The 14,779-nt window shown below is 34.1% G+C and carries 12 protein-coding genes; 10 read left to right on the forward strand and 2 right to left on the reverse strand.

The features are described from left to right. Positions 1 to 3 precede the first annotated feature (3 nt). The 10 genes from B0E34_RS01785 (at position 4) to B0E34_RS01830 (ending at position 13,318) form a co-directional block, all read left to right on the forward strand. Positions 4 to 5,934, forward strand: coding sequence for an alpha-2-macroglobulin family protein (locus B0E34_RS01785; protein WP_087706238.1), 5,931 nt, complete (start codon positions 4 to 6; stop codon positions 5,932 to 5,934). A gap of 129 nt (positions 5,935 to 6,063) precedes the next feature. After that, a complete protein-coding gene (gene eco / locus B0E34_RS01790) occupies positions 6,064 to 6,549 on the forward strand; it encodes a serine protease inhibitor ecotin (protein ID WP_087706239.1) in 486 nt (161 codons plus the stop codon). 66 nt (positions 6,550 to 6,615) lie between these two features. After that, complete coding sequence (locus B0E34_RS01795) at positions 6,616 to 8,262, forward strand: hypothetical protein (RefSeq protein WP_087706240.1); 1,647 nt, start codon at positions 6,616 to 6,618, stop codon at positions 8,260 to 8,262. 95 nt (positions 8,263 to 8,357) lie between these two features. Further along, positions 8,358 to 8,813, forward strand: coding sequence for a DUF1569 domain-containing protein (locus tag B0E34_RS01800; protein WP_087706241.1), 456 nt, complete (start codon positions 8,358 to 8,360; stop codon positions 8,811 to 8,813). Between the two features lie 15 nt (positions 8,814 to 8,828). Then, entirely contained in the window at positions 8,829 to 9,299 is a 471-nt protein-coding gene (locus tag B0E34_RS01805; RefSeq protein ID WP_087706243.1) for a hypothetical protein, read from the forward strand. Positions 9,300 to 9,304: 5 nt separating this feature from the next. Continuing rightward, positions 9,305 to 9,709: a hypothetical protein gene (locus B0E34_RS01810; RefSeq protein ID WP_087706245.1), complete on the forward strand. Its 405-nt coding sequence runs from the start codon at positions 9,305 to 9,307 to the stop codon at positions 9,707 to 9,709. Beyond that, positions 9,706 to 10,077 carry a VOC family protein gene (locus tag B0E34_RS01815; RefSeq protein WP_087706246.1) on the forward strand — a complete coding sequence of 124 codons (372 nt, stop codon included), beginning with the start codon at positions 9,706 to 9,708 and terminating at the stop codon, positions 10,075 to 10,077. The genes B0E34_RS01810 and B0E34_RS01815 overlap by 4 nt, the downstream gene beginning before the upstream one ends. A gap of 653 nt (positions 10,078 to 10,730) precedes the next feature. Further along, a complete protein-coding gene (locus B0E34_RS01820; protein ID WP_087706248.1) occupies positions 10,731 to 11,180 on the forward strand; it encodes a VOC family protein in 450 nt (149 codons plus the stop codon). Positions 11,181 to 11,572: 392 nt separating this feature from the next. Beyond that, positions 11,573 to 12,250 (forward strand): DUF2490 domain-containing protein, encoded by a 678-nt coding sequence (locus B0E34_RS01825; protein WP_087706249.1) that lies wholly within the window; start codon positions 11,573 to 11,575, stop codon positions 12,248 to 12,250. Positions 12,251 to 12,313: 63 nt separating this feature from the next. After that, complete coding sequence (locus tag B0E34_RS01830; protein ID WP_087706251.1) at positions 12,314 to 13,318, forward strand: bestrophin family protein; 1,005 nt, start codon at positions 12,314 to 12,316, stop codon at positions 13,316 to 13,318. A gap of 248 nt (positions 13,319 to 13,566) precedes the next feature. Here B0E34_RS01830 and B0E34_RS01840 read toward each other — a convergent pair whose 3' ends face one another. Both B0E34_RS01840 and B0E34_RS01845 read right to left on the reverse strand, forming a co-directional pair. Next, the gene (locus tag B0E34_RS01840; protein ID WP_087706254.1) at positions 13,567 to 14,355 is read right to left on the reverse strand and encodes a hypothetical protein; all 789 of its coding nucleotides are present in this window, start codon (positions 14,353 to 14,355) and stop codon (positions 13,567 to 13,569) included. A 12-nt stretch (positions 14,356 to 14,367) separates the two neighbouring features. Next, on the reverse strand, positions 14,368 to 14,640 hold the full coding sequence (locus B0E34_RS01845; RefSeq protein WP_123956503.1) for a hypothetical protein: 273 nt from the start codon (positions 14,638 to 14,640) through the stop codon (positions 14,368 to 14,370). Positions 14,641 to 14,779 lie beyond the last annotated feature (139 nt).

The following is a 14,779-nucleotide window of genomic DNA, read 5'->3' on the forward strand; positions in this document are numbered from 1 at the left end:
TATATGAAAAGATTTTCCAAGATTTTTATGCTTTTGCTTCTCCTGCTGAATTTTTCGGGGATTTCCGCCCAGAAATATTATGAAGAGCAATGGAAAAAAATATCAGCAAATTCCCAGAAAGGAGCGTATAAATCTAATCTTCCCATCATTTCAGAAATACAGAAACAGGCGATGAAAGATAACAATACTTTACAGCTTATCCAGTCTTTAAAGGCAGAATTCAGTATCGTAAACCAAACACAGGACGATGAAAAGAACGATTCCGTAAGCAGGCTTTTCAAAAAACTGAGTGAGGTAGAAAAACGACTGAAAGACGATGACAGGATATTATTTGAAGTTCTGCTGAATGGTTTTTTCCTCGATTATTACAACCAACATTCCTGGGAGATCGAACAGCGTACCAATATCAATTCTCTGGATCTCTCGCAGATCGAGACATGGAGCAAGCTTGATTTTAAAAATTATCTGAATAAAAAATATCAGGAACTTGATCTGCAAAAAGATAAAATGAGAAAAATTTCACTGATCAAATATGAGAAAGCTTTTTCATTCAACGATTATATTTCCTATTTCCCGACTTTATGGGATTGGTATTCGACCAAAAAGATCAAATTTCTTTCTGATAATGGTCTCTTTACCAAAAATGAACTTACTGAAAATCAGATAAAGATTAATGCGATCTATGATGATCTGATAGCGCAGAATTCGGGCAATTCCAAATTGTATTTCATACATAAAAAATTGCAGGGCAACTGTGATCGGACGCTGTGTAAAGATCGTCTGACTCAGCTTCAAAACCTTTTGAAAACCGAAACGGAAGGCGATTATAAAGTTCTGATCATGGAAGATATCATAGAGCAGTTACTTTCCCAAAAAAAGGAAAAAGAAGCCCTTGCAATTGCGGATCAGGCAAAAAAGCAGTATCCCAAATCTCCTTTTATTGATAATATTAAAAATAAAGAAAATCAGATCTTAAATCCGTTTCTGAATATTAAATATGAGCAGCAGACCCAAAGCAATAAGCCGATTCATTTTGTGGCAGAATATAAAAATGTTTCCGCTTTTTCTATTACGATTTACGAAGTAAAAGAGGATCTCACTACTTTTTTGCAGTACGCCAAAAACTCGTATTCTACTAAATTTAATAAGATTAAAAAAAATCTGGTTAGGAAAGAAACTTATAAACTGGATGACCCGAAAGATTTTAAAAACCATAAAACGTCCTTAGAAATACAATCTCTTCCGCCGGGAATTTATCTTGCCGAATACAACGTTGCCGGAATCAGCGACAATGAAGCCGAAGCGGAAAAAGACTTTTATTTTCTGGTTTCGGATAACAGAATTATTTATCAGTCAAAAACAGGCAGAGATCAGTTGTCCAATCAATTAAAATTAGTGAACAGTGAAAACGGACAACCCGTAATTAACGAAAATCTCACGTTTTATGAATTTGTTTCCAATAATAATTTAACCAAAATAAGCGGTAAAACAGATAATAACGGTATTTTCAAATTTCCTGCAACAAAAAACAATGATTATTATAGAACATTCCTAATCCGACAGCCAAAAACCAATGATGTGCAGATCATGGAAGTCTATGGAGAAAGGGGTTACAATAGTGATCTGAACATAGAAACAAAACAAAGCAAGGTACAGATTTTCACAGACCGGGCAATTTACAGACCGGGACAGACTGTTTATTTTAAAGTCATTAATACACAGCGTGATAAAGATATAGAATCTGTAGTTGCCGGATTAAAACAGAAAATTACATTAACCGACACTAACGGACAGGAAGTTTCTTCGCAGACATTTACCACCAATGAATTCGGTTCTTATCACGGAAGTTTTGTGCTTCCGAAAGGGAAACTGAACGGAACTTTTTATCTGAGAACAGATGGAAATGACGGGTATAAAAATTTCAGAGTGGAGGAATATAAAAGACCGAAATTTGAAGTGACTTTTGATCCTGTAAAAGATGAGTACAAATACGGACAAACCATAGAGCTGAAAGGGAAAGCCATGATGTTTTCCGGAGTCGCTTTAAGCAATACAACCGTTAATTATGAAATTAAAAAACGAAATATCCGCTGGAGATATTTTTCGTGGTATCCGCAAAATGATGATGATCATGAAAACTCAGTTTTGGGTGAAGCAAAAACCAATGAAAAAGGAGAATTTATCATTAAAATTGATCCTAAAAAAGACGAAAATGTAGAAGGAATTCAGATTGATAATTATGAAATCAATGCATCCGTTACAGATATCAACGGCGAGACACAGACTGCAGATACCCAGTTGAAAGTGGCTTCCGTTTCTCATTATATTCAGGCTGAAGAAATAAAGAATGTTTTTTCTGATGAAAATGTAAAACTGAATGTTGAAACAAAAAATTATAACGAACAGCTTCTTAAAAAATCGTATCAGGTAAAATTATCAAAACTGGTGTCTCCGGACAGAATTTTCAGACAGAATTTCAAATCGGAAGTTCAGGATTTACCAAAATTCTCAAAAGAAGAATTCATCAGCAGATTTCCGCATGATTTTTATGATAAAAATGATGAACCTACAAACTGGAAATCAACCGTAATTCTTGAGAAAATACAACAGCCAGCAACTAACAACCAACAACCAACAACCAATCTGGACTTAGGAAAACTGGAAGCCGGAGATTATCAGTTGGAACTGTATAATATTGAAGGAAAAGACACGATAAAAACGCTGCAGAATTTCAGTGTTTGGGATAAAAAATTGCTTAAACCCGATCAAAAAACTTTCCTGACGGTTGTGCAGTCCAAAAAAGAACTGAAAAGAGGGGAAAAAGTTTTATTTACAGTTTATTCTTCGGTTCCGAACGCTCTTCTGAATATTTTTGTACAAAATGGTTCCCGAAAAACGGTTTCTGAGGTTCTGCCTTTCAAAAACGGAATGCTGGAATATACAGCAGCTATTCCAGAAGATAAAGATGTACGAATTTTGAATATACAGTTTCAGGTAGTTGCCTTTAATGACGTTCAGACAGAATCTGTAAATCTGGATATAGATGATACTGATCAATCCTTAACGATTGAAACCCTTACTTTCAGAGATAAAATTCAGCCGAATTCAAAAGAAAAATGGTCTGTAAAAATTTCAGGAAATGAGAAAGAGAAAATTAACGCCGAAGTTTTAGCGAATATGTATGATATGTCTTTGGATAAATTTGCTGTTAATCGATATGACTGGTACACTTTATATGCTCCGTTTATAAGTACAGTATCATACGAACTGAGAGATTATCTGCGACAAAAAAATTACCAGAAAAGTATTCAATATTTCAAGGAAAATAATATAGAGGTTCCTCAATTTAATTGGTTCGATAGAAGTTTTATATATTCTTTACAAGGTGCAGTTGCAGGAATATCTGTACAAAATAATGTTGTTCCAGAGCCAGCTAGAGCTCCTAAATCTGAAATGTCTCCAAGAATGAAATTATTAAGTGTAAGAATGGATGATGCGGCAATAGATATTCTAAATTCAGGCAGACAATTAACTGAGCAGGAAAAGAAAGAATATACGGATGTAATAGATCCTCTTGCAGCTCAAAAAGAAGCATTATCATTGGTTCCCGTCCGCCAAAACCTCAACGAAACCGCATTTTTCTATCCGGATTTGAGAACCGATTCAGAAGGCAATGTAAGCTTTGAATTCACTTCTCCGGAAGCACTGACAAAATGGAAGCTGATGTTTTTGGCACATACCAAAGACGCAAAAGCAGGAACACTGGAAAAAGAAGTCGTAACGCAGAAAGAATTTTCGGTAACGCCAAACTACCCAAGATTTTTAAGAGAAGGAGATGAACTGAATCTCCAGTCCAAACTATCGAACTTAACGAACAAAAAATTAAACGGTTCGGCAAGCTTACAGATTCTGGATGCATTTACCAATGAAGATATTTCGTCTCTGTTTGGGTTAAATTCAAGCATTCAGAACTTTGAATTAAATGAAAACGGAAACTCCGCTTTGACATGGAAAATAAAAGTTCCGGATAATGTTTCATCCATTATTTTAAAAGTCGTTGCAAAAGCAGGACAATATTCCGATGGAGAACAGAAAGCTGTTGCGGTTTTACCGAACAGAATGCTCGTAACCGATGCGGTTCCTGTTTTTGTAAAAGAAGGCGAAACTAAGACTTTCGAATTGGAAAACCTTAAAAATGCAACTTCCACCACGATTTCCAATGCCTCCAATACGCTGGAACTTACGACCAACCCGATCTGGGAAATTATGTTTGCGCTTCCGAGCCTTAAAAATGACCAGAATAATTCTGCAGATGTCATCTTTAATAAATGGTTTGCCGATGTTTTGGCATCAGAAATCTTTAAAGCCAATCCAAAGCTGAAAACTGTTTTCGAAGAATACCAGAATAAAGGATTATTGAATTCCAATCTTGAAAAAAATCAGGAACTGAAACAATTGTTATTAGAAGAAACACTGTGGGTTCTGGAAAGCAAAAATGAAGAAGAACAGATGTCGAAACTGGCTTTGCTGTTCGATGTCAATTCAATGAAAAATTTAATTCATCAGGATTGGGAAGATTTAGAGAAACTGCAGAATCCTGATGGAGGATTTTCGTGGTATAAAGGTTATCCGAGTTCATATTCTACGTCATTGTACGTTCTTAAAAATTTAGGAAAAATCAATTTTTGGCTGAAAGATAACATAAAAGATTACCAAAGTACTGAACAGAATGAAATGGTTTCCAATCTGATCAAATACGTAGATAATGAAATTGAACAATACACTTCGACTTCGCTCAGTGCGGGAAAAGAAAATGTAATCAATAACTGGACTTTAGACTATCTCGACACCCGAAATTACTGGGAAAAACAGTATCCGTTAAAAGGAAAAGGAGCCACTTTAAAATCCCTGGTAAAACAGAAAGTAAAAACGATGAAAATTACAGATTTTACCTTCTTCGGACTGCATCGTGCCGCTTTACTGATGAACGATTATGGATTAAAAGAAGTTTCGGATAAACTTTTAAATTACCTGAAAGAAACTTCCGTAGATTCAAAAACGCAGGGAGTGTACTGGAAACAGAATCTTGATGACTGGGGTTGGTTCAGCTCGAAAGTGGTGAATCATGCAGGAGCACTGGAAGCATTTAACAAATTAAAACCCAACGATCAGAAATTCATTGAAGATTTGAAAATCTGGCTTGTTACGCAGAAAGAAGTGAATTCATGGGGAAGCTCAAGAGGAACTTCAGAAGTGATTTTTACGATTTTAAATTCAGGAAAATCATGGACGACTGCGGAAAGCGATAAAGCAACCATTATTTGGGGCGGAAAAGAACTTCAGCCACAGACTCAGGCAACAGGTTATGTGAAATCTACCGTGAAATCGGATGTTTTGGATAAAAATTTAGCCACCGTTACCATCACAAAACCGGGCGCAGGAATTGTTCAGGGAGGGCTGTTCTGGCAATATTACGAAGATCTGGATAAGATCAAATCTTCCGAGAATTACCTGTCCGTCACCAAAGAACTGTACAGAAAAATAAAAACCGTGAACGGGGAAGAATTGCAGAAAATCACTCCGGAAACTCCATTAAAAGTGGGTGATAAAGTGACTGTAAGAATGATTCTGAACACCGATCGTCCAATGGAATTCATCCACATCAAAGACATGAGAGCAGCAGGATTTGAACCTTTGGATGTACTTTCAGGGTATCAATGGAAGAATAATTTAGGATATTATCGGTCGACCAAAGATGCTTCCACGAATTTCTATATTGAACAGATGCCGAAAGGAAAGTATGTTTTCGAATACGATTACGTCGCCAATGCATCCGGAATATTCTCAAACGGAATTACCACGATTCAGAATTATTACGCTCCGCAGATGAATGCGCATACGAAGGGAGATGCCGTTGAAATTAAAAGCAACTAAATAATAAAATCACCGCAAATCCTAGGATTTGCGGTGATTTTTTAATGATAAAGATTTCTAAAGTTAAACAATTGTTTAATTTGGAACAGTTTTTGACCTGAATAAACTTATAAAATAAATACAAAGCTTATGAGATTTTCAAAGACAATTATTTCAGGATTAATGCTCTTTGCAGCAGTGAATACCTTTGCACAAAAGAAAACAGAAAAATTCGAGAAGTTACAGATCGAAATGTTCCCAAAAGCGAAAGAAGGTTTTAAGCAGGTTTATATTCAGCTTCCGATTGCTAAAAATGAAAACGACCTTAAAGTGGAATTTTTTGTAGGAACAGAAAAAATGCTCGACTGTAACAAACACTTTTTAATAGGAAAAGTCAATACGCAGGATCTTCAGGGATGGGGTTATAATTATTACGAAGTAGAATCCAAAGGAGAAACCGGAGGAACTTTAATGGCTTGTCCGGATCAGAAACTTACTAAAAAATTTGTTTATCTTCAGCCGGAAACTGTACGATACAACAGCAAATTACCATTGGTTTTCTACATTCCGAAAGATATGGAAGTCCGTTACAGGGTTCTTCGTCCCGATGCGATGAAGAAAGCTGTTCAGAGATAAATTAAAATATATATGAAGTCACTTTTTATGAAGTGGCTTTTTTTTATCTTTGAAAAAAGAAGAATAATGTATACGATATTGGATTTAGAAAGCCGGTTCTCAAAACAAAAGATCAACAAGGCAAAAAAACTACTGATAAGGGAATTTGAAGAAGAGAAAAAAAATCATTTCATTTGTTTTGTTGATGATGAAAATGAATCTTATGACGCTAGAATTGTATTAAATCCGAAATCCGAAATTACAGAATCTTCATGTGATTGCGAAAGCAAAGATTTTTGTCTGCATCTTTTGGCAATGGGACTTTTCATGTCAGAAAATAAATCGGGAAAAATAAGTTCTCAAAAAACGACAAAGAAAAAGGTTTCTGAAGCTGAAATAGCTATGGAAAATCTGAATGCAGAAGAATTGAAAAATTGGCTGCTGTTGTTTTTTAAGAAAAATAAAGAAGCAGAAGTTCTTTTTATGATGGACTTTGGAGAAAAGAAAAAGTCTTTTTCCAATGAGGAAATTTCTGAAATCATAAAAAATACCACCAATTCTGTTGCCGGTAAAAAAAGAAATCTTACAGCACAGGATGTAAAAAAAATAGTTGATCTTCTTACAAAAGCTTTAGAACCTGTAGAACAGTATCTTTTTCAGAATAATGATAAGCAGGAAAGTATTGATAAATTTATGGTTATTAATGATGAAATCAGCAAATATAAGATGAAGGTTTCTTTCTCAAGCACGAGGTTTGATACTTTTCATGAAAAGCTAAGAGAAAGATTCGTCGCTCATCTCAATGCTATAAAAGATTTTGAGTATTGGAAAGAAATTGCAACCAAAAACTGGAATGTCTTTCTGAAAGGCAAAGATTCTATACGTTTTCATTTTTATTATTTCATTAAAGAAATGTATCATTCTGGTGATCGTCTTCAAAAACTGCACATTGCCGGGTTGATAAGGCAGGAAATTTTGTTTTGGATTAAAAATAAGTTTAATTTAAAAGTTTCTCTTAGAGAAGATCTGTTGGAAATTGTTGCCGAAAATAATTTTTTTGAAGAACTGCAACAATACTTTCCTGTGGATCGTTATGAGAACAGCTACAATCTAAAAGTGATTGAAGAAATTTTAAAGATTGATGAAGATAAGGCAGAAAAAGTCTGTAAAGCAGTTATCAAAACAAATACAAATGAAAAATACAATCTTCCTTATTATAATCTTCTTGAAAAAATCTATCAGAAAAGAAACAGCATCAAAGATCTGGCATATATAAAAAGAATGAAGTTTTGGGAAGACCCGTCTATTGAAAACTATATCTTTATTGCAGAAAATGATGAAGATACTGAGGCTTTAAAAAAATTAAGAAACAGAATTTTGTCAGGTTTAAGAGGCTCTTTTTACAGCTATCCGGAAAATACGGAGCTTTACTTTGCTATTATGGATTATGAGAAGAACTATAAAAAAATGCTCGATGTTATCAATCGTGATGTTCCGACTTCAATCATAAATCAATACGCTGAAAAGATGTTTCTTACAAATAAGCGGAGTTTTTTAAGTTCAGCAAACTCACGAACAGAATGGAACGGTTCTGAAGAGGAAGAAAATATTCTGGCAGATTTTTTAGTTTCGAAATATGACAGCGCTCAATTGGAAGAATTTTTTTCTAAAAGGTTTTTTGGTTTTGGAGCCGATCGGTTTTCGAAAATTGTTCTAAATAAAATTAAAAAATAGAATCTAAGGAAGAATTTACTAATCATTCTGTACTTAGTTTTAAAGAGTGTAAGTAAAAAACTGATATATTTGTTTTTTTAACAATTAAATAAGCTATGGAAAACGTTTTTGATGCTAAAGATGCTCAGAATTACATTGATAGGATAAATAATCTAACGCCGGAAACCAAAGGATTGTGGGGGAAAATGTCAGTAGATCAGATGTTGGCGCATTGTAACGTGTCTTACGAAATGGTTTACGAACCGGAAAAGCATAAAAAACCGGGAGCTATTGCAAAATTCATCCTTAAATCGTTCGTGAAATCTAAAGTGGTGGGAGAGAAAGCGTATCCTCAAAACGGACCGACTGCACCGCAATTTATTATTTCGGATCATAAAAACTTTGAAGAAGAGAAAAAAAGACTCATCGGTTTTATCCAGAAAACACAGCAATTGGGAGCTTCTGCTTTTGACGGGAAAGAATCTTTTTCTTTCGGAAAACTGAAAGCACAGGAATGGAACAATATGTTTGCAAAACATCTCAATCATCATCTTGCACAATTCGGCGTTTAAAAAAACATAAACAATATGAAAAAACTTTTATTACTTTTTGTATTTTGTTCCAATTTCATCTTTGCACAGATGCCCGATATTTCCAATGTCTGGCTGAATAACAGCAAAGCGTACACAGGAACCATCGGAAATAAAAATCAGGAAATAAAACTGAAAATCAACATTTCTGAACAGAATAAAAAAAACGATCAGGAATATTTTGTTTCAGGATATACTCTTGTTGATAAAACGTATGCTAAATTCGAAGGCAAATTCATCATTACCAAATATAAGGATGCTAAAAAAAGAGGAACCGTTTTCGGGGAATACGAACTGGCGGAAGAAAACAAAGGAAAACATTCCGGAATTCTGAAAGGTAAATTCATCTATACTTTTAAATGGAATAAAGATGCTGAAAAAGTGGAATCCCAGTATATCGAAATGATCGGTGACTGGAAGAGCTACGACGGAACACTTGATTTTAAAACAAGAATTAACAATCAGTAATCATCATGTTAAGAAGAATTTTAGCCGTAATCGCAGGAATGATCACTGGATCCATCGGAGTCTGGCTCATGGAAAGACTCGGTCATGCGCTGTATCCGTTTCCTTCAGGTTTAAGACCGGATGATATTGAAGGATTCAGAGCGTATGTGGAAAATTTACCGTTCATGGGAAAATTTATCGTGATTCTCGGTTACGCTTTGGGAGCTTTGCTCGCAGGATTTATTTCCACTAAAGTTGCCAACAACGGAAAACCGACTTCTGCAATTATCTGTGGAGTTATTTTCACTTTTTTTACCATTTACAATATGGTGATGCTTCCGACTCCTTTCTGGTTCTGGGTTTTAGGAATTGCTGTATGGGGATTGGTTTTGGCAGGATACAAATTGGCATTAAACAATAAACAAGTATGAATTTAGGCGCTTTTTCAATCAGTCTCAGTGTAAAAGATCTTCAGAAGTCTAAAGATTTTTACGAAAAATTAGGATTCAGCCAAATGGCTGGAAACATAGATCACAGCTATCTTATCATGAAAAACGGAGATCATATCATTGGTCTTTTTCAGGCAATGTTCGATGGAAATATGCTTACTTTTAATCCCGGTTGGGATCAGAATGCACAGAATCTTGAAACGTTCGATGATGTTCGCGAAATTCAGAAAAGATTAAAAGAACAGGGTCTGGAATTACAGAAGGAAGCAGATGAAAACACTTCCGGTCCTGAACATATTTACCTGAAAGATCCGGACGGAAACATGATTCTGATCGATCAGCACAGATAAGGTTTTACTCTTTTTATAACCTCACAAAATAGCAGAATCAAAGGTTTTTAATAACTAAATTGTTCTTTTTATCAGGTTTAAAAATTATTTTAAACTCATTTTAAATTTAACCGCAAAAGGGACAAAAGACTTTATTGTATTTAAAGTATTTCAAAAGTCTGCAAAGAGAAAAAATCTTTGATTTTTTTAACTTACGTGCTCTTTTTTCCATTTGACTATTAAACTTAAAAAACTAAAGTGTCAAAATCTTTTGCGATAAAAAAGCTTAGACAAATTAATCAAAAGAGACAAAAGACTTTATTGTATTTAAAGTATTTCAAAAGTCTGCAAAGAGAAAAAATTTTTGATTTTTTTAACTTACGTGCTTTTTTTTCCATTTAACTATAAAACTTAATTGAATATCCGTTAAACAACCTATTACTATGCAATGATATGAAAATCAATCATCTATAATAGGCACTTCGACAAGCTCAGTGTGATATCTCTAATACTAAATGCTTGATTTCTAGCGATGTCAAGCTGAGCCTGTCGAAGCTTTAGGTTAATAAACGGACAATCAATAAACTTAAAAAACTAAAGTGTCAAAATCTTTTGCGGTAAAAAAGCTTAGACAAGTTAAAAATTAAAACTAAACTATAAAAAAAGACACATCTATGGCAACTGTAAACGTTTACCTAACATTTAACGGAAATTGCAGACAAGCATTCGATTTTTACAAATCTGTTTTCGGCGGAGAATATCCTTACATCGGAACATTCGGAGAAATGCCTCCAGTAGAAGGTCAGGAAACGAAAGAAGAAGACAGAGACAAAATCATGCACGTTTCGCTTCCGATTTCTAAAGAAACGATTTTAATGGGAAGTGATGCAGGTTGCGATCACGCTGCTCATCTGGTGATGGGAAATAACTTTTCAATTTCCATTAATGCAGAATCCAGAGAAGAAGCGGACAAATTATTCGCGGGACTTTCCGAAGGCGGAAAGGTAACGATGCCGATGTCAGATACATTTTGGGGAGCATACTTCGGAATGTTTGCCGATCAATTCGGAATCAACTGGATGGTAAATTATGACGATCCGGCAAAAATGCAGCAGCATCCTTAGAATGATAGTAGAACCTTAAAACTGACGAATTTTTGTCAGTTTTTTTATCTCCTATTCATAAAATCAACATAACTTCTACAGGCTCATTTTATAATTATCGACATTTTTTCATTTTAAACTAATTTCAGAATTAACCACAAAAGGCACAAAAGACAATGTTAAAGCGAATTTCATTGATAATCAAAGCGCTCAAAAGAATAAAAATCAAAGATTTTTAAAAACTATTGTGAACTTTTAGATTTATAATGATCAACTTTAAATAAAAGTTTAGTCATCTTTTGTGACTTTTGTGGTTAAATAAAAAGTTAAGGCAGCATAAAATATGCAGTTTGTTATTATTGATTTAAAATATTAAATTTGTTGAAAACGATAGATAATAGTAATATAACTGTATGAGGAATATTTTAAAAAAGGCTGTTTTGGGAATTTTTACGTTGGGAGCAACTTTTTCACAGGCTCAGAAAAGCGATTTGGGAGCGTGGTATATGTATTTCGGAAACAATAAAATCAGTAAAAAACTGAACTTTCACAACGAAATCCAGTACAGAAATTTCGACGGAATAGGAGACTTGGAGCAACTGCTAATCCGTACCGGAATCGGCTATGATCTTACGGAAAACAATAACAATGTTTTGTTGGGATACGGGTTCATTCTGAGTCAGCCTTACGTGAAAGGAGAAAAAACAGAAAATATTGAGCACCGGATTTTCCAGCAGTATATTACAAGGCAGAAATTCGGACGTTTTAATATTCAGCACCGCTATCGTCTGGAAGAGCGTTTTCTGGAAGATGATTTCAGGATGAGATTCCGTTATTTTTTAGGATTTAATATTCCGCTCAATAACAAGGAAATGTTGCCCAAAACATTCTACGCATCGGCTTACAACGAAATTTTTCTTCATTTCGACAGTCCGGTTTTCGACAGAAACAGAGTCTACGGCGCTTTAGGATATGTCATTAATAAAAATATGAGAATTGAAGCGGGATACATGAACCAGATTCAGGAAAACAGAAACCGCGGACAAATCCAGATCGGATTTTACAACAACATTCCGTTCACCAAAAACTAAAAATGAATTGTATATTTAAATCCGAAATTCATTTTAAACATTTAAACTAAAAATAAAACACTTATGCACGCAGGAAAAAGATTTGGAGCCATAGAATTTATACTCTGGACCAAGAGAAGCATCATTATTTTAGCCGTTTTGTCGGCAATTCCTACCACGATGTATTTTTTAGGATGGAAGTTTATTTCCTTTCCTTGGCAGCCGATTGCCATCATGGGAACAGCAGTGGCATTCATCGTAGGATTCAAAAACAATGCAAGTTACAGCCGTCTTTGGGAAGCCAGACAAATTTATGGAGCTATTATTAACGACAGCCGGAGTTTCGGATATATTCTGAGAGATTCTTTGCGCGGGAAAAATCCTGAGAAAGTAAAAACAATGTTCGAACGTCACTATGCATGGCTTACTGCCCTTCGTTTTCAGCTTCGTGAGCCGAGAGCTTGGGAAAATATGAATACGCCTCAGTTTGACGAATATGCCAGAAAATATGAAGTTTCAGAAAGAATTTCAAAACTGGATGATGAACTAAAAAATTATCTTTCGGATGATGAACTGAAGTATATTTTAAGCAAAAAGAACAGAGCGACACAATTAATGGCATTTCAGAGTAAAGAACTGTCTGAAGCGTATGCAAATGGCGAAATTAATGATTTTCAGTGGACGCAGATCAATCAGCAGATGGTGAAATTTACAGACAGTCAGGGAAAAGCAGAGAGAATTAAAAATTTTCCTTATCCGAGAAATTTTTCGTCTATAACCACCTATCTTTTGTTGCTGTTTATCATCTTCGTACCTTTCGGACTTCTGAAAGAATTTGATAAATTAGGAGAAGGAACTTCTTTTGAAGGTTTTACAATATGGTTTAATATTCCTTTCTCGCTTTTGGTAACGTGGTGTTTTCATACGTTGGATAATGTGGGAGAGGCTTCCGTAAATCCTTTTGAGGGAAGCGCAAATGATGTTCCGATCACGCAGATCAGCCGAACCATTGAAATTGACATGAGAGATATGCTGGACGAAACCCATCTTCCTCCTGCCATTGTTCCTAAGAATAATATTGTGTTGTAAGAGCATTTTTAAAGCTTAATTTACTAAAATCTTAAACGTTAAGGTGAATTGAATATCTCATTAAGTCTTTTTACGTTCCGTTTAAGTCTTATTGCATTCTGTTTAGGTGTTTTTACCAAAGTTTTAAGTCTTTCAGTGAAATTTTTAGATGTTTTGGCAAAAATTTCAGCTTTTTTTATTAAAAATTCAGCAAAAAAATCAGAAAGTTATATAGACCTTCTGATTTTTTTGTTTTGAGAGAATTAGAATTATTGTAGAATTTTTAATTTATACATGAAGCCAGTTGTTGGATGTGTCATCTTCCAACCTCCATAATATTTCAAATTATAATTGTAAGTCGGGACATCAGATGTTGATTGAAAAAATAGGGCATCAACATTGTTTTTATTATACTTAAGTTCTAATGATAAAACAAAACCTTCTGTTGGATATTTTATTATTCTCGGTAATTGAATTACCCATTTGTTTTTCTTCACATCATTGTAATCCTTAGAAAAAGTTAATATAGGATTGCTACTGTCAGGAAGATTATTTACAATTGGTAATAAAGATATTTCTATTGTTGCACGTTCTAATAAATTATAAATAAGTTTCGGAAAAAGGGTAATGTTTTTTACATATGTTTCTTTATTTTCCGTATCGAATTGTATCAATATTGCGGTTGAATAATTTGTCTGAAGACAAAAATAGTTATTTTTCAGTTTAGTAGTAGATACATCCTTTTCCAATTTATCATCTAAATTAATTTTTTTTATAGAAATTTCTTCAATCTCCCTTACTTTATCAAAGAAAACTAATGTATCATTATTTAAAGAATAATCAATATGCTTTCCTTTATAGAAAACTTTTTCAATTTTATCAAAATTGAAGTTTTTGTAATTATTTTTTGTAAGAAGTAACTCTTTTTGATTTTGAACTATCCATAAGCTATCAAATTCTTTTTGATCTGAAAACCTTTTAAAAATTTGACTTTTATAAAATGTGCAAATAATAAATAAGGAAAAGAGTAAAACTCTTTTCCGCGTTGATTTCTTCATAATTTTAATAAATTAACAGCCACAACTTGATGGTGCTTCACAATGCGACATTCCTGGACGGCTTTCTGTTGATGTTTGTACCCCTATCCATAAAACATAGTATTCTACTATATACGTTACTGTATAAGTTGGACTTCCATCAGGATTATTTCCACTCTGAACACAACTCTGAACTCCTACAATTTGGCTTCCCCAAAATCTTCTTTCCGTTTCGGAGGATGAACCGTTTCCATCCGTTGCAGATGCTAATGTAAACACAGATGCTAAAGCTAAAGCACCAATCAAAATTTTCTTTTTCATGTAATTGAATTTTTAAAGTTAATAAATATTTTTAAAAAAGTGATTGTTTTTAAATCACGTTGCCAAGATATAATCTTTTCCCTTTCTATACAACAACCGGCAGTTATAAAATCGATAACCGTTG

This window comes from Chryseobacterium mucoviscidosis, from assembly GCF_002177115.1.
GTDB lineage: Bacteria > Bacteroidota > Bacteroidia > Flavobacteriales > Weeksellaceae > Chryseobacterium > Chryseobacterium mucoviscidosis.

Excerpts from the sequence above, each read along its gene's own strand:
- B0E34_RS01785 (WP_087706238.1), top strand. The coding sequence starts at position 4 with ATGAAAAGATTTTCCAAGATTTTTATGCTTTTGCTTCTCCTGCTGAAT.
- eco (WP_087706239.1), top strand. The coding sequence starts at position 6,064 with ATGAGATTTTCAAAGACAATTATTTCAGGATTAATGCTCTTTGCAGCA.
- B0E34_RS01795 (WP_087706240.1), top strand. The coding sequence starts at position 6,616 with ATGTATACGATATTGGATTTAGAAAGCCGGTTCTCAAAACAAAAGATC.
- B0E34_RS01800 (WP_087706241.1), top strand. The coding sequence starts at position 8,358 with ATGGAAAACGTTTTTGATGCTAAAGATGCTCAGAATTACATTGATAGG.
- B0E34_RS01805 (WP_087706243.1), top strand. The coding sequence starts at position 8,829 with ATGAAAAAACTTTTATTACTTTTTGTATTTTGTTCCAATTTCATCTTT.
- B0E34_RS01810 (WP_087706245.1), top strand. The coding sequence starts at position 9,305 with ATGTTAAGAAGAATTTTAGCCGTAATCGCAGGAATGATCACTGGATCC.
- B0E34_RS01815 (WP_087706246.1), top strand. The coding sequence starts at position 9,706 with ATGAATTTAGGCGCTTTTTCAATCAGTCTCAGTGTAAAAGATCTTCAG.
- B0E34_RS01820 (WP_087706248.1), top strand. The coding sequence starts at position 10,731 with ATGGCAACTGTAAACGTTTACCTAACATTTAACGGAAATTGCAGACAA.
- B0E34_RS01825 (WP_087706249.1), top strand. The coding sequence starts at position 11,573 with ATGAGGAATATTTTAAAAAAGGCTGTTTTGGGAATTTTTACGTTGGGA.
- B0E34_RS01830 (WP_087706251.1), top strand. The coding sequence starts at position 12,314 with ATGCACGCAGGAAAAAGATTTGGAGCCATAGAATTTATACTCTGGACC.
- B0E34_RS01840 (WP_087706254.1), bottom strand. The coding sequence starts at position 14,355 with ATGAAGAAATCAACGCGGAAAAGAGTTTTACTCTTTTCCTTATTTATT.